We start from the raw sequence: 25,476 nt of genomic DNA, 5'->3' as shown, positions 1-25,476 counted from the left end.
GCGCCGAAAGCTCAGCGGCTTACTGTGCGCGGCATCCAAGGTGACCGTCCACCGACTACGACATCATGGGTGATATCACTTGTGATATTGGATAGGACCAAAAATAGGGACGATATGCTGGCCCGATGAAACCGAAGTAGATAAGGTTCGCTAGTTAACCGCAGGTAAAGCTACCGCTTCGCTACAAATATCTGTCGACCCCCTGTTTGGCGCTGGCGCTAAGGGCATTTCCCAAGCGCGCAACAGGAGACGCCTGCGCACTTACTCTTTACCCCAGCTAGGATTGCCAATGGCTATCAAGAAATCCGATCTTTACTCCTCCCTCTGGGCCTCGTGTGACGAGCTGCGCGGTGGGATGGATGCCAGCCAGTACAAGGACTACGTCCTGTTCATGCTGTTTATTAAGTACATCTCCGACAAGTACGGCAACTCGGATGACTTCGCGCCACCGGTGACCATCCCGCCGGGAGCCAGCTTTAAGGACATGGTCGCCTTAAAAGGCAACGCCGACATTGGCAACAAGATCAATACTGAGATCATCCAGCCGCTAATCGACGCCAACACCCGGCTTGCACGTAGTGACTTTCCTGACTTCAACGACCCGAACAAGCTCGGCGAGGGGAATGACAGGGTGGAAAGGCTGACCAACCTAGTAGCGATCTTCGAGAAGCCCGAACTGGATTTCTCGAAGAACCGTGCTGACAACGACGATATCCTCGGTGACGCCTATGAATACCTGATGCGCCATTTCGCCAGCGAAAGCGGCAAGAGCAAGGGGCAGTTCTACACTCCGTCTGAGGTCAGCCGCATCATCGCCAAGGTCATCGGCATCAGCCCGGCCAATGCCGTGGCAGCCACGACTGTGTATGACCCTACCTGCGGTTCAGGCTCGCTGTTGCTGAAAGTTGCCGACCAGGCTGGCAAGCACATCACCTTGGAAGGACAGGAGAAAGATGTGACCACGGCGGGCTTGGCCCGCATGAATATGATTTTGCACGACTTTCCGACCGCAAATATCATGGCCGGGAATACGCTTTCGTCGCCCAAGTTTAAGGACGGCGAGCAGCTGCGCACCTACGACTACGTGGTGGCCAACCCACCGTTTTCTGACAAGAAGTGGATCACTGGTCTCACTCCGTCTAACGATCCCTACCAGCGTTTTTCCTGGGGGGAACCACCCAGCAAACAGGGCGACTACGCCTACCTGCTGCACATCATTCGCTCGCTGAAAAGCACCGGCAAAGGTGCCTGCATTCTGCCCCACGGCGTGCTGTTTCGCGGCAATGCCGAGGCGGTGATCCGTGAGCAGCTGGTGCGCTCTGGCTACCTCAAGGCCATTATCGGCCTGCCGGCCAACCTGTTTTACGGCACTGGTATTCCCGCCTGCATTCTGGTGTTGGACAAGGAAAACGCCAGCGCCCGCAAAGGCATTTTCATGATCGATGCTTCCAAGGGCTTTATCAAGGACGGCTCGAAGAATCGCTTGCGCGATCAAGACGTACACAAGATTGTAGATATTTTTACCCGAATGGCAGATGTGCCGCGTTACGCGCGTATGGTCTCCTTCGACGAAATCAGCGACCCGAAGAACGACTTCAACCTTAACCTGCCGCGCTATATCGACAGTACCGAGCCTGAGGACATTCAGGATATCGACGGTCATTTGCGCGGTGGCATTCCCAAGCGTGATATCGATGCGTTCGATAGCTACTGGCAGGTCATGCCTGCCCTGCGCGCGGCCCTGTTCAAGCCGGCTAGCCATCCCGGTTACTTTGAGCTTGTCAGCCACGAGGTGAAGCCCCTCATCTTCGCTCATCCGCAGTTCAGCGCCTTCAAGGCCGGTGTGGACAAGCTCTTTAACCAGTGGCTGGCCAGCAGCACCCCGCAGCTGAAAGGTTTTGCCTCCGATGTAGCCAGCAGCCACCCCAAGGAGTTGATCGCCATACTGTCCGAAGGGCTGCTCAGCTCCTTTGCCAAAGCGCCCTTGCTCGACTATTACGACATCTACCAGCACCTGATGGATTACTGGGCCGAGACCATGCAGGACGACTGCTACCTGATTAGCGCTGACGGCTGGAAGGCCGGCGCTCACGTGCGTGAAATCCTCAAGGTAAAGGACAAGAACAACAAGCTGGTCTGGGGCGAGAAGCATGACTACTGCCAAGGCAAGCGCCGTTTCAAGTCCGACTTGATTCCGGTCGAGATTCTGATTGCCTGCTATTTCATGGCCGAGCGCAGCGCCATTGAAGGGCTGGAAGCCCAACTTGCCAGCGTCGAGCAAAGCATGAGCGAAATGTTTGAAGAGCACAGCGGTGAGGATGGCTCGCTTAGCGAGGTGATCGAGGGAGAGGCTGACAAGCAGAAGGTCACAGCCAAAGCCATCAAGGCACGCCGACGCGAGATTGGCAAAGATCCGGATTATGAGGATGAACTCAAGGTATTGGCTGAGTACACCACCTTGCTCGACCAGCAAAGCAGCCTAAAGGCCAAGCTCAAAAAGGCAGAAGAAGACCTCGACGACAAGATCCACGCTAAATACCCACAACTGAGCGTAGCCGAGATCAAAACCCTGGTGGTGGACGATAAATGGCTGCCTACCCTGGCTGTTGCAGTACAAGGCGAGCTGGATCGCGTTTCCCAAACTCTGACCGGGCGCATCCGTGAGCTGAGTGAGCGCTATGCCACCCCGTTACCCCTGCTCACCGATGAGGTCGCAATGTTTGCCAGTCGCGTGGAAGAGCATCTGAAAAAGATGGGGGCGGTATGGCAGTGAAGCCAGGCTATAAGCAAACGGAGGTGGGGGTTATTCCGGAGGAGTGGTGTGTCCGTCCACTTCTAACTACAGTACGCATTGCAAGTGGCCAAGTGAGCCCGAAGGTTGAGCCCTACAGGTCTATGGTTTTGGTAGCGCCGGACCACATTGAAAGTTCGACGGGGAGATTGCTCGCCAAGAAAACCGCATTGGAACAACGAGCGATCAGCGGCAAATATGTCTTCGAAAGCGGTGACATCGTTTACAGCAAAATTCGTCCTTACCTGCGCAAAGCAATTCGCGCCAACTTTGCGGGGCTGTGCAGTGCAGACATGTATCCGCTTAAGCCCGCAGACGATGTCTCATCGGGATTCATGTTGGCGATTGTACTGGGCTATCGCTTCTCAAAGTACGCCGAGTCCGTTTCCGTTCGCAGCGGAATGCCTAAGATTAACCGCACCGAATTGGCAGAGTTCGCATTGGGACTTCCTCCCCTCCCCGAACAATCCGCCATCGCGACGGTTTTGAGTGATGTGGATGCCCTGCTAGGTGCGCTGGAGCGGCTTATCGCCAAGAAGCGCGACCTCAAACAGGCAGCCATGCAACAACTTCTCACCGGCCAAACTCGTCTCCCCGGTTTTAGCGGGGAGTGGGAGGACACAACTTTGGGGGCGATTGGTGAGTGCATCATCGGTTTAACCTACCACCCGGATAATGTTGTCGAGCATGGACTTCTGGTTTTGCGATCGTCGAATGTTCAAGGCGGACGACTGGCTTACGATAACAACGTTTATGTCGATATTGAAGTTAATGAGCGCCTCATCACGACGCTAGGTGACATCCTTATTTGTGTGCGAAATGGCAGCCGAACGCTCATAGGTAAGAGCGCCGTGATCGACGAATGCGCTGCGGGGACAACATTTGGAGCTTTCATGACGGTGTATCGCACGGTGCATTGGCGATTCATTTCACATGCATTTCAATCTGAAAGTATTCAACGGCAGATTCGCGACAATATCGGCGCAACAATCAACCAGATCACGAACAAGGATATGAAGGCGCTTCGTCTGAAGCTTCCATCTTCCAGCGAACAAACCGCAATCGCCGCCGTGCTGACCGATATGGACGCAGAGCTGGCCGCGCTGGAGCAGCGTTTGACTAAAACCCGCGCCCTTAAGCAAGGCATGATGCAGGAATTGCTTACCGGAAGGACGCGTTTGCTATGACAAGCCTGGGCATGGAAGCGGCTCAAGTGCAGCATACTGAACTATCTAGCAAGATCATCAGCGTCTATGACTTGCTCGCGGACCCCGCGCTGGATATTCCTCAGTACCAGCGCCCATACAAGTGGACCGGCAAGAATATCAACCAACTGTTCTCCGATATTGCCATCCATAAGGACAAGTCCGCCTACCGGTTGGGCACTATCGTGTTTCACCAGGAAGGAGAGACAAAGAACATCGTCGATGGCCAGCAGCGGACCATCAGCCTGCTGCTGGCGGCCCGTGCGTTGATCCAGCGGAGCAAGGAAAAAAAGCTCGAACGCAAAGACCTGCAGGAGCGCTTGCTCAAGCTTGAGCAAGCGATGATGAACCCCAGTTTTAGCAGCGAGATCTCGCAGAAGAACATCCATAGCAATTACCTTGAGGTAGCTCGCATCGTCTCCCGTGCGAACTTTACCGAGGCGCATATCGACTTCTTCCTGAACAAGTGCCAGGTCGTGGCGGTGGCCTTGAATGATGTGTCGGAAGCCTTCCAGTTCTTCGACTCGCAGAATGCGCGGGGCCGGGACCTGGAGCCCCATGATCTGCTCAAGGCTTATCATTTGCGTGAGTTCAGCCCGCGTGACGAGCAGTTGAAGGCGGCCACGGTGGCGCGTTGGGAAAGCAGTGATACCAAGGAGTTGGCCACGCTGTTCTCGCAGTACCTGTACCGCATCCGCAATTGGTCGAAAGGGGTTTCGGCCCGTTACTTCAGCAAGGATGACAGTGACTTATTCAAGGGCGTAAACATCGATACGGTGGCCAGCTACCCCTACGTGGAGCAACTGCGCATCGCCCACCATTTTGTCGATAATTACAACGGACAGTACGAGCGCAAGATCGACTCGCGCGAGCTTGGTTTTCCCTTCCATCTGGACCAAATAATCATCAATGGTCGGCGCTTCTTTGAGCTGATCAGCCACTATCAGGGCAAAGTGGCGCGGATCAGCGCCGAGTCCTGGAACGGGCATGAGCTGGTGGGTGCTGTAGGGCTGGATGGCTATGCGCAAATCATCATGGACACCCTTAACAGCTACCCGGCAAGAACCCGCACTGGTGATTGTTACGTGCGGGCGATGTTTGATTGCCTGTTGATCTATTACATCGACAAGTTCGGCCACGCGGATATCTCCCGCGCCATCGAGAAGATTTTCATCTGGGCCTATAGCCTGCGCCTGCAGATGCAGGTGGTGCAGCTGGCCAGCATGGATAACCACGTGCTGGAAAACAATCTGTTCAGGCTTATCAAAGAGGCCACCCGTCCTGCTGACTTTATAAACTGCAGCCTGCCGGTATTGAGCGGCAAGAAATCAACCAAGACCGGTGAGATCGAGGCTCTGTTCAAGGCGATGAAATATTATGAGTAGCGAGATCAGCCAGCTTTCCATCAAGGCGCTGCTCAGCGGTGGCGTTGAGTACGTTATCCCGATGTATCAGCGCAATTACGCCTGGGAGGAGGGTGAGATCACGCAGCTGATTCAGGACGTGATCGATTACCTGCCGAAGGATGACGATAAAGCGCGCAACTACTACATTGGTACCTTGGTGGTGTATGAGCGCCCAGATAGCAAAACACCGGTGTTTGAAACCATTGACGGCCAACAGCGGCTGACGACCCTATCGTTGCTGACGTCGTATCTGAAAAACACCCAGTTGGTCGATCTCGCCTGGTATTCGACTCTGAGCATTCACTTTGACAGCCGCGAGCATTCGCGCGCGACCTTTGCGGCCATCTTTGAGGGGAAATTTAACGACGACCCTGCCGAGGTGTTGGTTGAGAAGCAGATCAATACCGGCATCCTCAATGGCTACCGGCTCATCCAGAAAGTCTTGCCGCAAAAGCTGAAAGAGAGCGGAGTTTCGCCTCAAAAGTTCGCCGATTACTTGTTTAGCTACGTGCAAATCATGCGGGTGAAGGTACCGGCTGATACGGACCTGAACCATTACTTCGAGATTATGAATAACCGCGGTGAGCAGCTGGAGAAGCACGAGGTGCTCAAGGCGCGAATGATGGAGCAGTTGCACGGCTGCAAGCAGAGCCAAAACTGCCTGCATGCGGTATGGGAAGCCTGCGCCAACATGGAGCGCTATGTGCAAATGGGCTTCACGCCGGGCCAACGCAGCAGTATTTTTGGAGACAAGGACTGGGGACAGTTTGAGCTGGCTGACTTCGATGCGCTTCGGGCTGCGCTGCACAAAACGCAAGAGGTGACTGCCCAGCAGGACACTCACTTAACCCTTGATGAGATCATAGCCAAGGCACCGGCTGGTGCGGAGCAAGCTGAGTCAGGTTATGAGGCGCCAGAGCGCTTCAACACGGTTATTAATTTCCCAAATTTCCTGTTGCATGTACTGCGTGTCGATACGCAAGTGGACATCCCTTTGGATGACAAACGCCTGCTCGATACCTTTGAAACCCATGTGCTTAAGAAACTCGACCCTGTTGCAGCTGTGAAGCGTTTTACCTTTAGCCTGCTGCGCTGCAAGTATCTGTTTGACCAGTATGTAATCAAGCGCGAGTTCATCAAGGGCGCTGATGGCTGGAGCCTCAAACGCTTCAAATGGAATGACGGCGGAGAGCGCAGCCGCACTGGTCGAGGCAGTTATGTGAATACCTTCGGCGAGGAGGACGGCAGCGAAGGTATCAACCGTCGCATCCTGATGCTGTTGTCGGCGTTTCATGTTTCTACGCCAACGCTGGTTTACAAGCACTGGCTGAATGCGGCACTGCATCACCTGTTTCACGCTGAGCAGGTTGACGCTCAGGTTTATCTGCAGCACATGGAGTCGGTAGCAAAGGCGTTTGTCTTTGACCGCTTTCTTTCTCCAGAGGCAGGCTTGGATTACTTTGCGATCATCTACCACAACAAGGGTGTATGTCAGACACGCCGCGATAGCATTGGGGCAGAGACGTTTGAGTCCCGATTGAAGTTCGGCAATATCGAAAACAACCTGGTCTTCAACCTCCTGGACTATCTGCTTTGGCTTGAGTACGGGGCAAGCGAGCCGGTTAAATCCTACGAATTCACCTTCCGTAGTTCGGTGGAACATTATTACCCGCAGCATCCATTAGACGGACAAGCTCAGCTCGACGCTGACACGCTTAACTCGTTCGGCAATCTATGCCTGATCAGCCACGACAAGAACTCTCGCCTGAGCAACTTCATGCCTGCCGCGAAGAAAGAGTTTTATCAGAACAACGTCATCGATAGCGTTAAGCAGCACTTGATGATGAAGACCGAGCCTTGGGATGCCAGCGCCATACGCACGCATTACGAGCAAATGAATAATGTGTTGCTCAAGAGCCTCGCCAGCAAACACGAAACCGAGTAACCCTGCAGGATGCACCTGATGACTCAACAACCTCGCTCCGAACGCCGCACCCAGAATCGTGTTCTGGCTTTGTTTACGGACAAGACGCGGCCTGATTGTCTCGACTACGACTACCTGGGCGAGTGGAGCAAGCGTGGGCAAAACCGCAACATTGAAGTCGAGCTGATGCAGGCAAACCTGAAGCAGCGCGGCTACTCCGATGCGCAGATATCGGCGGCATTGCAAAGGCTGATTGCCGCGGCTGATGCCACTGGCATCACGCTTTATCAGGCCAACTTGCGTACCTACCAGCTGCTGCGTTACGGCGTGCCGGTACAGGTAGCCGTTGGGCAGGCCCACGAAACGGTGCATCTGGTTGATTGGGAGCACCCAGAGCGCAATGACTTCGCCATTGCTGAGGAAGTGACCTTGCGCGGTGGCCATGAGCGCCGCCCAGATCTGGTGATTTACCTGAACGGTATCGCCATTGGGGTGATTGAGCTGAAGCGCAGTTCGGTTGAGGTGGCCGATGGTATTAACCAGCTGATCACCAACCAGGAGGAAATCTTCAACCTGGGCTTCTTCAGTACGGTGCAGTTGGTTTTCGCCGGCAGTGACTCCCAGGGCCTGCGCTATGGCACGGCGACCACTCGCGCTGAGTTCTTTGTCGAGTGGAAGGCGATTGCGGCAAACTCTGAGTCAGAAGAGCTGAATATTCAGCGCGAGATGCCTGCCCGCTATCAAGTGCTACCTGGCGCAGAAGTGGCGCAGTCGGGTTATCTGCTGGATGGCCCCTTGGCGCAGGTGTGCGAGAAGTCGCGCCTGCTTGACCTGATCCGCAACTTCATCATCTTCGATGCGGGAATCAAAAAGGTGCCGCGCCCTCATCAATACGCCGCAGTGAAGGCCGCGCAGGAGCGGGTTCGGCGTAAAGAGGGCGGGGTTATCTGGCACACCCAGGGTAGTGGCAAGAGCATCCTCATGGTGCTGATCGCCAAGTGGTTGCTGGAGCATGACCCTGATGCGCGCATTCTGGTCATCACGGATCGCGATGAGTTGGACAAGCAAATATCCGGAGTCATGCGCAATGCCGGGGTAATCGGCAACGACTCACCCTCACCACGCATTACCTCCCGTGCCGATCTTGTGCAGAAGCTCTCTGCCAGTACACCACGTCTGCTTTGCGCGTTGCTGCACAAGTTTGAGCCTGATCTGAGCGTACCGCCGCCGCCCATGCATGGGCGCTTCTATGTATTCGTAGATGAATGCCACCGCACCCAAGGCGGTGACATGAACAGGCAAATGAAGCAGTGGCTGGCCAATGCCCTGTTTATTGGCTTTACCGGAACACCGCTGTTGCGTAAGGACAAACAGACTACGCGCGATGTGTTCGGTACCTACATCCACACCTACAAATTCCACGAAGCCGTTGCGGATAAGGTGGTGCTGGACCTTAAGTATGAAGCGCGTGATGTGCCGCAGCGTTTGACTTCGCGTAAGGCTATCGATGCCTGGTTCGAGCGTGCAACCAAAGGGCTAAACAACTACCAGAAGTCGATCCTGCGTAAGCGCTGGGCGACCATGGAAGCGCTGATGAGCGCCAGTGAGCGCAAGCAGCGCATTATCGCCAGCATCATCGAGGACTTCAGCCTAAAGCCACGGCTGAATAACGACCGGGGGACCGCCATCCTGGTGGCAGCCAGCATCTACGACGCCTGCCAGTATTTTCGTTTGTTTGATGGCACTTTGTTTGGCCCTTACTGCGGCATCATTACGTCCTATGAGCCGAACCACAACGCGATCTCCCGTGAGCCTGCGCAAAGCGATGAGCGCTATAAATTTGATACCTACACGCAGTACGTGCTGAAGCCAGGCCAGACCACTACCGCTTATGAAGAAGAGACCAAGCGCCGCTTTATTGAGGAACCGGCCAACCTGAAGCTACTCATCGTGGTGAGTAAGCTGCTGACCGGTTTCGACGCGCCCAGTTGCTCGTACATCTATCTGGACAACGAGCTGCGTGACCACAACCTGTTCCAGGCAATTTGCCGCACCAATCGACTTGACGGTGATGACAAGGACTTTGGCTATATCGTCGATTTCAAAGAGCTGTTCGGCGATGTCCAAGACGCCATTTCGGTTTATACCTCCGACGAGCTGGACATCGACACGGGCGGCGGTGGCAGCAACAACGTTGAGCTGAAAAACTGGTTGGTTGAGGGCAAGAAGCAGCTGGATGCTGCCCGCGAGGCATTGAGTTACTTGTGCGCCCCCGTGGCACCGCCGCGTGAGGTTGAGCAGTTTATCCACTACTTCTGCGGTGCTGCCGCTAATGCCAATGCGCTGGATGAGACCGAAGCACTGCGGGTGTCTTTCTATAAGGCGGTGGCTTCATTTGTGCGGGCGTTTGCCGACTTGGCGCAGAACCTGACTGAAGCCGGTTACTCGGCAGCTGAAGCCGGCAGGTTGCAGACAGAAGTGCAGTTCTATGCTGACCTTCGTGAGGCGATCAAGAAACATTCCGGCGAAGAGCTGGATATCAAGCCATTCGAAGCGGATATGCGGCATCTGCTCAACACATATATACAGGCAGATCCTGCTGACCCGATGAGCACTGTCGATAATTTCTCGCTGGTTGAACTGATCATTCAGACTGGCGTTCACGATGCCATCGCCAAAAAGCTCAACGCCAAGGGGAAGCTCTCCAAAGGTGCGATTGCCGAAGGCATTATCAACAACGTACGTAAGACCATCATTCGTGAGCAACTGACTGACCCGAAGTTCTACGAGGGTATGTCAAGGTTGCTTGAAGATCTGATCAAACAGAGTCGTGATGATGCAGCCGCTTACGAGGAGTTTTTGCGCAAGGCCGAGGCGCTGGTCAGACAACTTGGGCAGAAGGGACCAGGAAACTCCCCAGCAGCACTCAACGGCCATCGGGAGGCTACCATTCTGTTCAACAACCTCGACAGCATTGCTGCGACGACCTTTCAGTGCCCGCAAGACGAGGGTGAGAAGGTGAGGTTGGCCCTGAATATTGATCAAGCTATGCGTGGTGAGGCCCCTTCCTCCTGGCGAGGAGACCCTGCACGCGAAGCTCGGGTTCTTAATGCGCTGTTTCCTCTGATGGGGCGTGACCGTGAAGCGACCCTGGCAATTTTCGAGATCATTAAGAACCAACCGGGCTATTGATGAACGAGATTATTGAGTTGGGCGATATTTCAATATCGGTGACCAGAAAAGACATCAAGCATGTCCACCTGAGTGTGCATCCGCCAGAGGGGCGGGTAACGTTGGTCGCTCCAACAGGCACGCGGCTTGAGGTCGCACGGGCTTACGCTATTTCCAGGCTAGGCTGGATACGTGAGCAGAAGAGTAAACTCGAAGCGCAGGCGCGTGAGGCACCGCGTCAGTTTGTGGAAAGAGAAAGCCACTATGTTTGGGGCCGACGTTACCTGATGGTGGTTAACCACCAAGACGCCAAGCCATCGGTGGTGCTCGACCATAAACGCATCACCTTAACTGTTCGCCCATGCAGCAATGCGCATAAGCGCGCCGAAGTGATGCACGAATGGCAGAAGCTGCAACTGCACGCCGTGGTGCCGGTGTTGATCAAGAAGTGGGAGCGCAAGTTGAAGGTGAAGGTGGCTGGTTATTACCTGCAGCGAATGAAAACCAAATGGGGCAGCTGTAACCATCAAGCAGGGAACATTCGACTGAACACCGAGTTGGTGAAGAAGCCGAAAGACCTGCTTGAGTACGTGATCGTCCACGAGATGGTTCACCTGCTTGAACCCACCCACAATGAGCGCTTTATCTCCATCCTCGGGGAGCATTTCCCAACCTGGCGCGAGGCCCGCGCCGAGTTGAATGAGTTGCCGCTGGCGGCTGAGGTTTGGAAAGAGTGAGGCTGCACTATCTGTGGAAGTCGACCATCAAGGACTTTGGTGATGGCGGCGATGGTATTGGCAGCAACCGAAGCTGAGTAATAGCGCTCAATGCAAACAAAAAATAAGTGGCTGGGAGGGGGGGATGACCGCCCTAGCATCAGCCAAGGGCAGTCAAGCGGACGGTGGGAGCCTAAAATTTACAGGTAACCTCGTTCAGCCAACGACACGCAGCCTTCATGACCTACTACCACATGATCCAGTATTCGGGTACCAACCATGTTCAGGGCGTTCTTGAGGGTCGTGGTTAGCGTGCGATCGGCTTGGCTGGGTTCTGGGTCACCGGAAGGATGGTTGTGGACCAAAATCACGGCTGCCGCATTGTTCTTTAGGGCTATCTTGACCACTTCCCGAGGGTACACGTTGGCTCCATCCAGCGTGCCTCTGAATAGCTCTCTAAAGCCGATAATCCGGTGTTTGGTATCGAGCAGCAGCAGAGCAAAGACTTCGTACTCGTGGTACTGCAGCAATGTTTGCAGGTGGCTAAAGACCTGCTTGGGCTCAGTCAGTGCCCGGCCTTTAGACAGACGACTCATTGCCAGTTGTTGAGCCATGCGAAGGATGTCAGCTTCGGTGACCGGGGATTCCATGACATAGGTGCCGGTCGTTTCACCGGCTTGGAGTTTGTGATATTTCATGCGGATATTCCTGTGCGAATGCGTGAAAACTAAAGGGGGAGGAGCGCGGTTACTGGACGGTGGGCTTGCCGTTGTGCCGCGTGGCCTGGGATTCCAGTTTTTGGGCGAGTGAGGGTTTGGCAGGCGCTGCCAGTTGGGCTTGGGGCTCTATAGGACTGGGCTGGTCTTCAATGGCGGGGAAGAATTCCTCGACGATGGCACCGGTGTCCTCCTCGCTGTCTTCAAAGGCCCCATTGTTAAAGCCCTGACGGGCCGCGTGATCCAGTGCTCCTTGGTCAAAGCCGGAGGCTTGTCGGGCTTCGTCCAATTGCTTGGCTTCCAGCAAGGCGTCTTCTAGGCTCAGGCCACTGCGCACCGTGATATCGACGTAGAAGATCGGTGTACCGTGGCTCTGCCGAGTGGACTTACCACGCAGACGCAACTCCAGCGGCAGATAGGCCAGGCGATTGCCGGAGATTGCGCTGAAGTACTGCAGACGTGCCGCCAGAGTGCGGATGCTGTTGAACCCAGTAGTACGGAAGACAAAACTGCCCAGCGGATCATCGTCACCAATCACCACGTTCAAGCGGCCGTAAGGTTTGCAGGCATTGCCTTGAGCCAGTGAGCAGCCATCAGGTGAAGGGCAGGGCAGTGACTGAATGCCATCCTTGGTCAGACGCTTGCAGGTCTCGCCGTTGCCTACACAGACCGGTCGTCCGGTAGTGCGGTCGAACAAGCTGTAATCGGCCCGGAAGTTCAGGTCCGGCTCGTTGAACAGCAAACGGATCGGAATGTTGCGCAGCTTGCCGTCCTGGCCATTGCGGAGCGCCTCATTGAGTGGATGCAGCAACCAGCCGTCGCGGCTTTGTACCTGCGAGGTGATGGTGAATTGATCGTCTTTCTCGGGCAGGCGTTTACCGTTCCTCTCGACGATTTTTCCGATGGAAATGCGCCCGAGTACCGGAGGGGTGATGGCTAAACCTTTGAGCATGGCGGTTATCCTTGATCTGGAAATAAAAAAGCCACCGGGACGTAAACGATCCAGGTGGCTTGGGTGACGGGGGAATGGTTCAGATGATCAGAAAGCGGCGACTGCCAGTTTTGATCTTGGGGTAGCGGGCCTGCAGGTAGGGTTTGTCCTTCAGCATCCGTTCTACATCTAGACCAATGCTGTCCTTGGACTTCTTCCAGCTGATATAGCCTTCAGAAAACTCTGCACGGGTGGCTTCACCCATGGCCTGCTGCAGAACCTGCTTGAGCTGCGCCTCACGCGTCTCCTGCTGGGCAATGCTCTGGCGAGCAGCCTTGAGCTCCAAGTAGGTGGTGGCCAGCTCCGTGTGCTGACTGAAGTCCAGGGTCCGACCGTTGTCCTCGGGGTAGAGGCAGCGCAACGCCGCTTCTGCTGAGGCCGTACCATCGGCCGGAGGTGGGGTGTCACTGACGACGTAATCCCAGAACAACCGCTCCAGGTCGATCAGCCGAGCAATCAGTGAGTCTTCGCGTTCGATACGATGGATTTCCAGGTGCTGACCACCGAGCAGTACCGCCACATCAGCGGCCTGCTTGCCGGTGACGGCGAGCTGGTGCATGACTTGCAACTGCACATACTCGGGCACACCCTCCTTCCAGAGGCGTGCGCCGTTTATGCCGGCGGTTTTACATTCGAGAATCTGCACTTCTGATGCGCCGATCACCTCACGGTCTATATTGGCCAGCATCCAGGCAAGTTTGGGATCAGGATGCTGTAGCACCGCATTGACCCGGCGGACCCGATGACCACTGCGCCGGGTGTAATGTGTTGCGACAATCGGCTCCAGGATGTTTCCCCAGTAAGCAGGGTTTTCTTCATCCTGTGGATCGATCTTGGGCAGTGAGGTATCACGCCCGGTTTTCTCCAGCCACAGTTCCAGCTGAGATTTGTACGGGTTAAGCCCGACGGCAGCGGCCGCATCCGAACTGCCGATACCCAGCTTGCGCACTGCCAGCCAGTCCTCACGCGGCAGTTGTTTGGTGCCCACCAGGCGTAACGCCTGGCGGGGTTTAGTACTGAGATGTTGCAGCGATTGAGTGCTCATGATCATTTCCTGGGGCATAAAAAACGCCCGACCAGCACGAGGCTGAGCAGGCGTTTGTATAAGTGGAAGAACGAGAATTGGGGGGGATGAAGACAGCGAAAGCAGGGGCTAAGCTGCAAGTTGTAGCGCCGCCTCCAGCGCTCGTTGCTTGATCTGTGCACCTTGACCGAACCAAGCAGAGTCCATGCGGTATTCGGTGCTTCTAGCACGGCGTTCGTGGTCGACGTATTCCGTCACGGCGTTGAGTAAACCCCAGGCGGTTCCTTGAGCTGACTCCAGTGTTGATCCGCGCCCCTGACCTTCATACAAACTCTGCACCTTGCGTAGCGCCCGTTCGTTGGGAAGTACTGCCGGCAGCGGGCTGTTCGGACTGGCATCACACAGCACGCTCATGAAGAAGCCCATGGCTTCATGCCACTGAACCTTGCGTTCAGACAGCATGCGCATTCGGTGCATGAAGGCGTCCCATTGCGAGACGGCTATACCTAACTGCTTCTTCACCACTTGCGGATCAAAGCGGGTGTTATGCGGCACTTTGATCGCCTTGGCCGTACTATCTAGGGCAATTGTCAGCGTGTTATTACAGACTACCCGCACGGTGGTGGGGGTCGCCGTGGTGGCCAAGGTGCCGTCACAGGATGTGGCCAGTAACAGATAACCATTGACCTGATCGTTGCCCTTCAACTCGGTCGTTTGGCCGGTGCGAGCCAAGGCCCAAAACTTGCGACCACCCTTCAGCACGCCAGCGGTTTCCAGCTCGTAGCCCGAGACTTCAGTGAGATCCCTGTAGAATTCCAAGACCTCACGGGGTTGTACGATTTGGTACCGGTTGGACACGACGGAGAGTGGTGCCTTGGTATCGGAGCGGTACAGCACTTTTTGTTCCGGGAACGAGTGGATGGTTCCCAGTGGGCCGATGCTGTCGGCCTTGAAGTGAACAGGGCTTTCTTGAATCTTCCAATCCATGCCCGCTTCACGCTGCCAGACTTCGAGCGGTTGTTTTGGGGAGAGGCGACTGCCCAAGCCATGCCAGGGAGTGGTTCCAGTGTATGCCATTTGTTCAACGAGATGAGCCATGGGAATGATTCCTTGTGAATGAATGGAAAAGAGCGTCGTTGTCAGCGACAAACGAGGCCTGTTCACAACGACTTAACGGTTAACGCTGAAGCTGTAGCCGCACGCCAGGCACTGATAGTTGTGAAGGACTTTTTCATCGATCTGCTCGCCCAGCGTGGCCCCGGCAATGCCGCCAGCCACTCCGCCAAACAGTCCACCGAGAAGAGCCCCGGCAATACTGCCAATGGCGATCCCGACTGGCCCGCCGACCACGCCCAGCACTGCACCGACTTCTGCACCCGACAGAGCACCGGCGGCACCACTAGCCGCACCGCCTGCGGCACCAATCAATCCACCTGCTTGTTTACCAACATTTTTAGTGACCACTTGTCCTGAGTTGCAGCTTGGGCATGGGGTATACATACAAGGGTTCCTCTCTATTTGCTGAGTCCACGTATCACGCAGAAATGCTTAACGACGCGCTCACATCGGAGCGTTCATTTGAGTGATATAGGTCTGAGATTTTTTTGTTTTGAATTTTAGAGAGGGCTTGGTGAGTGTTTACCGTGTTTAAGTCAAAACTGAGTATCGCCCTGCCTTTGGTCCCCGTTTTGGTGCAAGAACCGGAGTAGTCGTCGACGGCGGACACCTTTGTCTGCACTGTGTATTTACCCATGAGACACCCCAACGGTTATGTCCAACCTTTGGGGGGCAAATCAAAATGGGTGGACACCATCGCCCCAGCGGTGGGGATCAAGAAGGTGCGTTGGCAGGTTGGTTACAGTGACTTGGCACCGCCAGGCCTCTAACCGTGGCCGAGCATTCGCGGATCGATAGCCAAGCGAAAAGATGAGCACCCACTCGGAGGGCGGCGAACTTCAAAGGCTGCTAGCCATAAACTCGCCGACTCGAACAGGGGATAGCGGCGGAACTGCTGATCGCTAAGACTAGCCTGGTATGAGTCCGCAGCCAGCTTTGGCTACGCAGACTCGCCGCGCGGCTCTTACTGGCAGCTTTAAACGGTGAACTTCAGCAGTCGAAGTTGTTCGGGGCTTGCTTCACCATGCAGCATGCTGGAGGATCAATCGCTCAGGAAACAATCGAGTGGTATGAAAGACAAGGATCGTAGTATGCAGTCTACTAACTTTTCCCCGCTCAAGGCGCAATGGCCGCAGCTCTATGAATACGCCAGTTTTGCCGAACGGTATGTCCATTCCGACCCGCATACGGCCATCGTCAAGTTGCGCTGCTTTGCCGAGATCCTAGTCGGGATTTTGTATCGCGAATTGCAACTGCCAAGTGAACCCACGGACAGCTTCTTCGACCGGCTCAATAGCGAGTCCTATCGGGCTGTCGTCGAAGACGCTGTCGTCCACAAGCTGCATGCCATCCGCATGTTGGGCAACAAGGCCGCCCATGGCCGGGCTGTCTCCAGCCAGGAGGCTCTGTTGTTGCTCAAGGAGGCCTATCTGGTTGGGCAATGGCTGCACAAGACGCTGCGCACTGATGGTGGCGAGGCCACGGGTTACCCGGACTTTGTGCAGCCTATAGACCCTGATCGGCAAGCGGAGGAGTGGCTCCGTTCGGCGGAGACCCTGGCGGTACAGTTGGCTGAAGCCAAGGCCGAACTGGCCGAGCTTGAGCAATCCGAGAAGACCGCATTGGCTGAAATTTCGGTGCTGCACCAGACGTTGGATGAACTGAGGCTGGCGTCTTTCAAGCGTTCCTCCTTGAAGGCTGCGAGCAGTATCGATTTCGAGCTTGAGAAAACCCGGCAGTTGATTAGTCTTCAAGATGCCTTTGTCGGATACGCCCTGAACGGGGGACAGGCCGAACTGGTCACGCGGCTGGATGCCTTTCTCAGCGGGCGTGGCGACAGTGTGTTCCTGCTCAAGGGCTATGCCGGTACAGGCAAGACCTTCATTACCAAGGGGTTGACGGAGTACTTCCGCGCCATTGGGCGCAATTACGTGTTGGCTGCACCGACGGGTAAGGCCTCGAAAGTGATCGCCAAAAAGACCGGCTCCCCAGCGTACACTGTTCACAAGACCATCTACTCCTTCAAGGACATCAAGGAATATCGCGAAGACGATGTCGATGGCAGCGAGACCTACAAGTTCTACGCGCAGCTAAACGTCAACGCGATGTCGGCGGATACCGTCTTCATCGTCGATGAAACCTCGATGTTTGCCGACACCTATCAGGAGGCTGAGTTTTTCCGTTTCGGTAGCGGTTATCTGCTGCGAGATTTCTTCAAGTTCGTCAATCTGGATCACAACCATCACCACAAAAAGGTGATCTTCATCGGCGATGATGCCCAGCTGCCGCCGGTGGACATGAACTTTTCGCCTGCGCTCAACGCGGATTATCTGTATCGAAAGCACCATGTGTGTTCTACCAGCTATGAGCTGACCGAAGTGGTGCGGCAAAAGGCCGACAGCGGGGTCATGCACAACTCGCTGAAGTTGCGTGCGAGTCTGAAGGCCGGGGTATTCAATCAGCTGGATGTAGACCTGGATTACCCGGATATCAGCAAGGTCGAGCCTACGGACCTGATGGAGGCTTATCTGGCTTCCTGTGGCGGCAAGATCAACGGCGAATCCATTGTAATCGCCTGGTCGAATGCCGATGTGGCCGCCTTCAACCGCAGGATCAGAGAGCACTTTTTTCCGGGCTGCCCGCAGGTCGTGCCTGGCGACAAGGTGATGGCCGTCAGCAACAGTAATGCATTCGGTTTTTTTATTTCCAATGGCGATTTTGGGCTTATCCGTGAGGTGCGTGGTGAGCCCGAGTACCGTTGCGCCACGCTGAAACGCAAAAATCCAGACACGAAACAGGTGGAAACGATAGACGTTAGCATGCGCTTCCGGGATGTGCTGGTTGGCTTTCGTGATCTTGATGATCGACCGCGTTTCTTTGCTGCCAAAATTTTTGAGGGTCTGTTGTATAGCGAGGACCCCACGTTGAGCTCCGACGAGAGCAAGGCGCTGTATCTGGACTTCTGCCTCCGCCATCCGCGCCTTCCGCGAGGGACTCTCGAGTTCAAGTTGACTCTGATGGCTGACCCCTATTTCAATGCGTTGCGCCTGAAGTTCGGTTATGCAATTACCTGTCACAAGGCTCAGGGCAGTGAGTGGAATCATGTGTTCGTCAAATGCAAAGCGCATCAGAGTCAGTTGTGTGCTGAATACTTCCGCTGGTTCTACACCGCTATCACTCGAACTGCCTCCATGCTGTATTTGCTAGACCCGCCGGCTCTGAAACTGGGTGCAGGTATCAAAATTGTCAATGGACCGGGCATTCTCCACCTAACGCAGCCGGAGGGTGGTAGCGCAACAGCGAGTCCGATTAGGCAAGTCGTGGAGCCGGATTCGGAAACGTTCGGCATACCGCCTAGCGAACTTTTTTTGTTGGCGGTGTTGAGCAAGGTTCGGGCATTGCTGGCTGGCAGTGTTGTAGAAATAGATCAAATTCACCACAACCAGTATCAAGAAGCGTATTTCATCAAGCGTGACAATGAGTTTGCCCGGATCAATATCGGATATGGCAGCAAAGGGAAAGTGACAGCTTTGAGCGCACAGTCGCTGACCGAATTCAGTGCGTGGCTAATGCATGTACTGGCACCGCTGAAGAGTCAGCCCGTTGTCATCAATCAGCCGCCATCCACTGAGGAGGTTCAGTTCGACAAGCCCTTTCTGAACGAATTTCACCAGCGTCTTGTTGGTCTTTCAGATGGGTTGGGGATAGGCATTCAGCATGTTGAGGCGATGAATTGGTGCCAGCGGTACAAGTTCGTCAGGGATGGAGAATTGGCGGTTTATGACATCTGGTACAACGGCAAAGATCAGTTCAAAAAATGTCAGCCAGTCGTCAGCGCCTGCACCCCGGGGACTTTAGTGGCTGAAGTGGGTATTTTGATCACTGATGGTATGAGCCAATGACCAGTAGCAGCGATGTATTCGCCAAGCGCAAGCAGGGTCAGCTTGATGACGCCTATCAACTGGCTTTGCAGCTGATGAACGCTCCCGGTGCCGGAGAGTGGGATCACAAGGCCTTAGGCTGGTGCCTGATTGATCTGATCAAGCGGGATTCAAGAGCCGGAAATTCACAGCACATTGAATACTACCGATTGCAGCTCGACGATGTTGTGGTGTCAGCCGTCGATGAGGTTTTTGCTAAACAGCGAGATTACGCGCTGTCGTTATGCAGGCCGGATGGGCGACTCAGAGAGGAAGGGAAAGCCTTGAGTATGCGAGGGGAGCATGCGCAGGCCGCAGCAGTTTACCGAGAGGCTCTAGCTGCACAGCCGGCCGATCCCGGACTTCAAGCCTCTCTGGCATGGGAACTTTACAGGTACGGCAAGTTGTTGCTGGAACACGAGAGTGTCAATGTCGGTCTGATCAAGCGCAATCTCAACGAGTACTTGAAGTTGAGCGTTGACAAGCCCTCAATCCTGCATAGCTGTTTTCTACAGCAGGCGGCCAAGCTGGGAGGGCAAGGCAGTTTGAACATGCTCGGCTTTTCCAGACTTTGGAATCTCGAGTTTTTGCGCCCGGAAGATTTTGAGCGCTTTCAGGGTGAGGACGGGAAAACCTATCCCGCACTGGCAGAGAAAGTTATTCGGCAGGCGTGCAAAGATGTCATCGCATCCCAAAATGCCACCGACTTGGCCTTTATCCTGCCTTACCTTGACGGAGCCATTCAGCGCTACCCGGATAACATCTGGATTAAACACTCCAAAGCTAAGGTGTTTGTGGCAGTTGGCCGCTATGAAGAGGCCATGCTGTTTGGCGTGGATGTTGCCAAAGCCAAGCCAGGAGAATACTGGGCCTGGGACCTGCTGGGAGATATCTGCGAGGCCTCTGATCAAGAGGCTACTCGGAGCTGCTACTGCAAGGGCTTGATGTGTTCCAGAGATGACGCCTTCATTGGCAAGCTCCGCCTCAAACTTGCCAACATTCTTATCGCGGCAGGTGACTTTTCTAGAGCTAAATTCGAGGTCGAGCGCGTTGTTGCTTTTAAGGTTAAGGCAGAGCAAAAAATACCTGAGGCTGCGGCGCAGATCGTCGCACAGCAATGGTATGCGGATGTCGAGGCTGCAAGCTCGAATCTGGATTACTATCAGGTCAATGCCGTGGGCACCGAGGCATTGCTGTTCAGCAATATGCCCTGGATTTCGGCCTCGGTCGGTGAGCGGTTCACTGTCACCGGCCAAGATGGCAAGCCAAAGAAAAGACGCAGGTTGTTTATTGAAGCTGGGACAATGCCCAAAGAGGTCAATATCCGGGAATCAGAGTTTCCGCTTAGTGGGGCGTCTCCCGGTGATCCGATCAGGCTCAAGGGTGAGTTTCATGCTGACAACAGGTTTCAGCTGTACCTAATTGAGCAGCGTTCAGCGGGTGCGACATGGGATATCGCTCCGACTAAAATTGGTGTTGTTGATCATGTTAATGAAGCCAAGCAGGTTGCCCATTTCATTGTTGAACGCGGTGTAGATGGCCTGATCCAGCTCTCCGAGTTTTCCTCCACATTGCGTATGGGTGATGTGGTGGCTGTAAAAATAGCCAGATACCAAACCAGGGATGGGGCACGGTATCGAGTTCTTGTGGCAGAAAGCACCGGCGAGGTGCCTAGCTCCTCTGTGAGGAAAGGTTTTGCCTGCAACGTGCGGGCGGAGCGCGAAATGGGCTTTACGCCGGACGATATCTTCATTCCGCCAAATCTGATGAAGGCTGCTGCAATTTCGGACGGTGATTGGGTATCTGGAGTGGCAATACTGAATTTCAACAAAAAGCGCAGCCAATGGGGTTGGAAGGCAATCAGCGCCTCAAAGCAGGTCGATCATTCTGCTGGAACTGATCTACAGGCTGAATCGCCCCTGATTAGGTAGATGGCCCCGAGCGGTTGCTCTTGGTTGTGTATTCAACCGCAGATGTCCTATTTGGGGCCGTATTCTGTCGGTTGCCGGCGAATGGAACGAGAAGCCCAATGCAACGACAAGCGGATGCGGCTGACCGGACGTTCGATGCTGGATTTCGAGACTCGTCGCCAATTTCCGAATAGGCAAAAGTAAGGCCATCCGAGGCGCCTGCCGCCAATTTGTTGTGCCGTGTCAGCAGGTGGATTATTCGGAGAGAACCTAGTCGCGATCGACGGTAGCAAACTTAAAGCGGTCAACAACCGCGACCGCAATTTTACCAGCGTCAAACCGAAGCAGTGAATGGACCGTTGGTTGCACGCACTGCCTGTTCATCCCCCATGAGTCATGTGCTCAGTACTTACCCTCTACTACAACCAAAAGCATGATTGCCATCACGGAATACTTTTGTTGCCGCCTTGCAAAGATAGCTTGCCCGCTCAAAGAACTTGGCGAATTCAGCTGCATTTACTCTATCTAACCTGTATTGGGGGTTCGGAGGGATATGGACCAGCCCGTAAGACTCCACCAAAGATAAACCCAAAGCGCTAGCCCAAGCTCCGTGTAGGCGGCTGTACATGTTGTCAGAAGAAAGATTGAAACTCCCTAAGGTGCAGTAAGCATCTTTGTTGAGTAGCAACACAAAGTGATGATGTGGCTTGCCGGTCTGGCCAATCTCCCTAGCCCAAGCATAGTGGATGCTGGTGCTGTGAGCTGATCCATGAACCTGCCTGGATCTCTCGCGAGCATGCTTGATTTTCGCCTTTAATGAGTCAATGAAGCGTTGGATTACTCGGTTAGTAAAAGCGTCCTGAGGCAGTGGCTTTCCATCCGGTAGCCTTAAGTCGAATCGAACCGCAAAGACCCTTGCGTGCTCCTCCAGAGCACGTTGGGTTGTGTGGTAGAGCATCTCTAGGTACTCGCGAATCAACGGGCCTTTTTGTACCATGACAGGTAAGCCCTGATAGTGGTTTTCGAAGTGTAAGCTGAGGTTGGTGTTGGTTTGAAGGCGTTGTGCTTTGATGGTGGTATTCATTTGGCTATTCCGTGTATGAGTGTTTCTCATACACTTGGCCTGGTACGTACTTGTTTACTGCGTTTTCTGTTGGTTATCTTGTGTTGATGCTGTTTTTGTGTTGGAGGTGTTAGTGTGCTGGTTGTATATAATACTAATACCGAGTTTGGTTGATGGGTTGTTGGCTGGAAATATAGGTGCGCAATGACGGGCAGGTGTCTGATTGAGCTAGCGCTGGAAGCCTTGTAGGCTTCGAGAACTTGTTACTAAAAGGCGGTGCGACTACCGAGAACGATCATTTGTTCGTCGTGATGTATGGGTTTTTTACAGGCATTATTCTGGTTTGATTGTAACTCTGGAGAAAAAGCATCAGAGGTGGTTTTTTGGCTATCATTGTCGTTGTGTGGGTTGAGTGTACTGGTTAAACCAAACCCGATCCTCTGAGCGTCAGCAGTCTGGCATTCAATGCTCGTCGCGCTCCTTTATTCTAGCCATGATCCAGTCCTGAACTTCGCTTTCGATCCAGCCAACAGCTCTACCACCCAGCGAGACTGATTTTGGGAAATGACCTTCGGCAATATACTTGTAGATTGTTGATCGACCCAAGCCAGTTGCGTTGTATAAACTTTCTATGCGAATTATTCGAATGGATTTCATTATTGGCTCCTCATATCTGTTCACAGGATTGGGGAGACCGATAACTAAAAACTTTTTCGTGGTTTTATTGGCGGTGTTTAGGCTTGAGTTCAGCTTCGAAGGCCATAGCGTTTTGGCGCATTTGTTTTTGTGAGCAGACCATACTTGTATCTATCTTCACGTTGGATATTCTCTTCATTCTCAAAGCGTATATAGCCCAAAGCCCCTCCTTCGATTTTTTTCAAAACGTAACATGCCCCCTTACTTGTTGCATTGTGTGGGATGGCTAGTAAAGTCCTAGGTCTAGAATGCTTGCCCAGTCGATATGCTGTATCTGAGTTCGGCAGGATCTGAAAGTCAATTTTTTCGAATGGCATCTTTTCAATAGAAAATACCTCCTTGAGCTCGGAAGCTAATCTAAAAGAAACTTTATATAAAAAATCAACTAAAATAGGATTTTCATAATCCTGTGCAGCGCTTGACAAGCGTCGCGCTCCTTCGCTAGTTGGAGGTTTGAAATCGGCCCTTATAATCTCTAAAAGCTCATGATCCAAGAAAGGGCTGTCGAAAAAAATCGTATGTCGATATTTAGATATTAGAAAAGATGCGTACTCATCCAGTTTTGCCTGTAGGAAAGGAATTAGCTGCAAGCCTTTAATTTTTGGATAGAATAAAGCTGCGAGCGTTTTGAAGTGAGTGTTGTCTGGCAGAAGTCGAAGAATGCCCGTCATTGATGGGAATTCGCGCCCACGGCCAATGCTCGCCAGGTGAACGATTCTCATGGCTTCATTCATGTCGTTCAAGTAGTGTCCTGTGTCAGATGGGAGCACTAAAATTATTGCTGTCTGGTCGCCTAGCTTTAATGTGCAGGCATGAAGATTTAGGAAGTAGATAGATTTTGCAGGTCTAAATATCTCGGCGCTCGACATCCCCGCTACTGATGTTCGGATGACCCCTAATGAATGTAGTTTGTGAAGCTGTGCTTTCACTCTTTCTCGGTTAAGACCCGTTCGCTTCGATAAATCAGATAACCCCAGGCTTCTTACTATCCCGAACTGATCTGCTTGGCTAAGCAGCACGACAAGTAACAATCGATTGGTGATATTCAACTCAGATCCTTCTGGCTGACTCGCGCCATTTAGCACATGGTCAATCCTATGTTCATGCGTCAAGGAGGTATTCTTTCTCATGTCCTCAAGTAGCTTGATCAGTCGTGATGAACATTGATGCTCCCTTTTGTTGCGACCTCTCGCACCATTATCAATCCTCCTGCGATCCAGCAGCTCCAGCTCCACCAGATCATCTAGTGATCGGGACACCACTCGATCGGTAGCACCTGTCGCTTTTGCAAGCTCCTTGACGCCCATTCGCATAGGCTGAATTACCCCATACAACTGCACAAACCTAATGAGGAAAAACTTAGTTTCAGCGCTGATTGAGTGCAAATCAAAGCTCAGTAGAGTGCGATGCATAGCAACAAAAGCTCCGGTTGATCCTGGTCTAAAGGGTGATTATATCGCAGAAAAACACCCTGTTAATAGATTTTAAATTTTGCGTCAATCACTCCGTCACATCACTCCGTAACGGTACGCAGTGATGATGAGGTATCATCGTGAGCTAAGCCGCACATGGGGATTTATGATGCCAAAGCTAAAGAATGGATTTGAATGGATGGAGCGCACCGACACGAAGCAGCACGAGTGGGCGGTGCGTTACCTTCGCGGAAGGGAAAAAACTTTTTATAGGGTCGCGGGGTTATACGACGATTTGATCTCATGGGCCGCGGTGCAACCAGATACCAGTGACTATCGTGAGTTCATTAATAAGATGAGAGGAGCGTGGCGTCAGAAAAGTTATAGGGATAATCTTGATGAAAAAAAAGCCTACAACTTTGTACTGGCAGCGTCTGCAAAGAAGAAACTTGATGAGTTGGCTAAGGAGCAGTCCTTAAGTGTAACTGAGGCGTTGGAAAGGTTAATTTTTAAAAAAAAGAATCTTCAGAAAAAAACTAAAATTCAGCCTGAAAAAATCATTGATAGCGAACAGTTAATGAGGGGGTCAGACTTTAGTCATCTGGCGGCTGTAACTTTAGGCACGCTCTTGGGTGCGACCCTTGCGGAATTAAGTAAATGTACCATCCAGCTAGATCAAATGAAAAAACTCGGCGCTGAGCCAGTGGAGCCGCAGCAACAAGAGATTGAGGAGCTTTTTAAGGAAAAGAGGACGGCGCTTTTTGCAAAGCTTTCTTTTGTAGAGAAGTGGGATGTTATGAAATTTAAGCGGCTAATTAAACCGCCTAAGAATAACTGTGCGTAATATGTGGTGGCTACGCCTAGGCCTGTGGGCAGAATGCTGGGTAGTTTTTAATACTCTCAGTCTGTTTCGTGTTCGCGAAGTTCGACCAGTCACACATCAGGGCGCGTCGTTTTTCGAGAAGGTCAGATCGGGAACACCGGAATGGAATTGCAGGGTACTTTGCTTAGATGATTCTTCCATGTATTGAATCGCCCCTGGCTTCTACCAAAATTGAACGGGCACGACTGGCAGTAAACTGCCAGTATTCACTTAAGTCGGGCTACCGTATCTTGGGAGTGTAGACGCCTATGCCGAATTGACCTACGTGCTGACGCAAGACTGACCCGCCTCCAAATCGGCACAAATCCAGCAAAGGTAATGGTTCGCGAGGAGTCAGGCTGGGTCAGTGATATTTCGGCAACTGGGTCAATTCGGCGTAGGCGCCAACAATTGGCTTCCTGTATTCGAAAAATCGCTTAAATGTGGCCGTCAGCCGGGCGAAGTTCTTGGCCTGTATCGTCGCCAGCCCTGATCTGAGTGCTATACGCTGTCTGGCACGAGATGTCGGCCGGTTGGAGACGACTAAGGATAA

General features: G+C 53.4%; 17 protein-coding genes and 1 pseudogene. 10 read left to right on the top strand and 8 right to left on the bottom strand.

The features are described from left to right. Positions 1–289: 289 nt before the first annotated feature. From AAEZ03_RS04360 to AAEZ03_RS04335, 6 genes are read left to right on the top strand one after another with little or no spacing between them, the layout of a single operon-like run. Entirely contained in the window at positions 290–2,773 is a 2,484-nt protein-coding gene (locus tag AAEZ03_RS04360; protein ID WP_350576407.1) for a type I restriction-modification system subunit M, read from the top strand. Next, positions 2,764–3,978 carry a restriction endonuclease subunit S gene (locus AAEZ03_RS04355; protein WP_350576404.1) on the top strand — a complete coding sequence of 405 codons (1,215 nt, stop codon included), beginning with the start codon at positions 2,764–2,766 and terminating at the stop codon, positions 3,976–3,978. The genes AAEZ03_RS04360 and AAEZ03_RS04355 overlap by 10 nt, the downstream gene beginning before the upstream one ends. Next, complete coding sequence (locus tag AAEZ03_RS04350; protein WP_350576401.1) at positions 3,975–5,381, top strand: DUF262 domain-containing protein; 1,407 nt, start codon at positions 3,975–3,977, stop codon at positions 5,379–5,381. The genes AAEZ03_RS04355 and AAEZ03_RS04350 overlap by 4 nt, the downstream gene beginning before the upstream one ends. After that, positions 5,374–7,347: a DUF262 domain-containing protein gene (locus tag AAEZ03_RS04345; RefSeq protein WP_350576398.1), complete on the top strand. Its 1,974-nt coding sequence runs from the start codon at positions 5,374–5,376 to the stop codon at positions 7,345–7,347. The genes AAEZ03_RS04350 and AAEZ03_RS04345 overlap by 8 nt, the downstream gene beginning before the upstream one ends. Positions 7,348–7,365: 18 nt before the next feature. Then, a complete protein-coding gene (locus AAEZ03_RS04340) occupies positions 7,366–10,518 on the top strand; it encodes a type I restriction endonuclease subunit R (protein ID WP_350576395.1) in 3,153 nt (1,050 codons plus the stop codon). Then, a complete protein-coding gene (locus AAEZ03_RS04335; RefSeq protein WP_350576392.1) occupies positions 10,518–11,234 on the top strand; it encodes a M48 family metallopeptidase in 717 nt (238 codons plus the stop codon). Before AAEZ03_RS04340 ends, AAEZ03_RS04335 begins: the two co-directional genes overlap by 1 nt. Positions 11,235–11,413: 179 nt before the next feature. On the opposite strand, the gene radC is transcribed toward AAEZ03_RS04335, so the two are convergent. From radC to AAEZ03_RS04310, 5 genes are all read right to left on the bottom strand, one after another. Further along, positions 11,414–11,911, bottom strand: a complete 498-nt coding sequence (radC, locus tag AAEZ03_RS04330) for a RadC family protein (RefSeq protein ID WP_350576390.1) — start codon at positions 11,909–11,911, stop codon at positions 11,414–11,416. A 49-nt stretch (positions 11,912–11,960) separates the two neighbouring features. After that, on the bottom strand, positions 11,961–12,881 hold the full coding sequence (locus tag AAEZ03_RS04325) for a recombination directionality factor (RefSeq protein WP_350576388.1): 921 nt from the start codon (positions 12,879–12,881) through the stop codon (positions 11,961–11,963). A gap of 79 nt (positions 12,882–12,960) precedes the next feature. Then, entirely contained in the window at positions 12,961–13,965 is a 1,005-nt protein-coding gene (locus AAEZ03_RS04320; protein ID WP_350576385.1) for a YqaJ viral recombinase family nuclease, read from the bottom strand. A 108-nt stretch (positions 13,966–14,073) separates the two neighbouring features. Continuing rightward, a complete protein-coding gene (locus tag AAEZ03_RS04315) occupies positions 14,074–15,042 on the bottom strand; it encodes a DUF932 domain-containing protein (RefSeq protein WP_350576383.1) in 969 nt (322 codons plus the stop codon). 72 nt (positions 15,043–15,114) lie between these two features. Then, positions 15,115–15,444, bottom strand: coding sequence for a hypothetical protein (locus tag AAEZ03_RS04310; protein ID WP_350576381.1), 330 nt, complete (start codon positions 15,442–15,444; stop codon positions 15,115–15,117). A gap of 707 nt (positions 15,445–16,151) precedes the next feature. Between AAEZ03_RS04310 and AAEZ03_RS04305 the strand changes: the two genes are divergently transcribed. From AAEZ03_RS04305 to AAEZ03_RS04295, 3 genes and pseudogenes are all read left to right on the top strand, one after another. Beyond that, positions 16,152–18,962 (top strand): ATP-dependent DNA helicase, encoded by a 2,811-nt coding sequence (locus AAEZ03_RS04305; protein ID WP_350576379.1) that lies wholly within the window; start codon positions 16,152–16,154, stop codon positions 18,960–18,962. Then, positions 18,959–20,911: a tetratricopeptide repeat protein gene (locus tag AAEZ03_RS04300; protein WP_350576376.1), complete on the top strand. Its 1,953-nt coding sequence runs from the start codon at positions 18,959–18,961 to the stop codon at positions 20,909–20,911. The genes AAEZ03_RS04305 and AAEZ03_RS04300 overlap by 4 nt, the downstream gene beginning before the upstream one ends. A 75-nt stretch (positions 20,912–20,986) precedes the next feature. Next, positions 20,987–21,235 (top strand): annotated as a pseudogene (locus tag AAEZ03_RS04295) (transposase); the annotation flags it as partial. Positions 21,236–21,299: 64 nt separating this feature from the next. Here the strand turns inward: AAEZ03_RS04295 and AAEZ03_RS04290 are convergent. From AAEZ03_RS04290 to AAEZ03_RS04280, 3 genes are all read right to left on the bottom strand, one after another. Next, entirely contained in the window at positions 21,300–21,974 is a 675-nt protein-coding gene (locus AAEZ03_RS04290) for an inovirus Gp2 family protein (protein ID WP_350576374.1), read from the bottom strand. Between the two features lie 441 nt (positions 21,975–22,415). Then, a complete protein-coding gene (locus AAEZ03_RS04285) occupies positions 22,416–22,610 on the bottom strand; it encodes a helix-turn-helix transcriptional regulator (protein WP_502947891.1) in 195 nt (64 codons plus the stop codon). 89 nt (positions 22,611–22,699) lie between these two features. Next, on the bottom strand, positions 22,700–24,061 hold the full coding sequence (locus AAEZ03_RS04280) for a hypothetical protein (protein ID WP_350576371.1): 1,362 nt from the start codon (positions 24,059–24,061) through the stop codon (positions 22,700–22,702). 199 nt (positions 24,062–24,260) lie between these two features. On the opposite strand from AAEZ03_RS04280, the gene AAEZ03_RS04275 reads away from it, so the two are divergent. Next, on the top strand, positions 24,261–24,905 hold the full coding sequence (locus AAEZ03_RS04275) for a hypothetical protein (protein WP_350576368.1): 645 nt from the start codon (positions 24,261–24,263) through the stop codon (positions 24,903–24,905). The last annotated feature ends 571 nt before the right edge of the window (positions 24,906–25,476 follow it).

The sequence above is a fragment of the Pseudomonas sp. HY2-MNA-CIBAN-0224 genome, from assembly GCF_040310285.1.
GTDB classification, from domain to species: Bacteria; Pseudomonadota; Gammaproteobacteria; order Pseudomonadales; family Pseudomonadaceae; genus Aquipseudomonas; species Aquipseudomonas helleri.
Note: the sequence above shows the minus strand (reverse complement) of the source record. Positions and strands in the feature narration are given on the sequence as shown.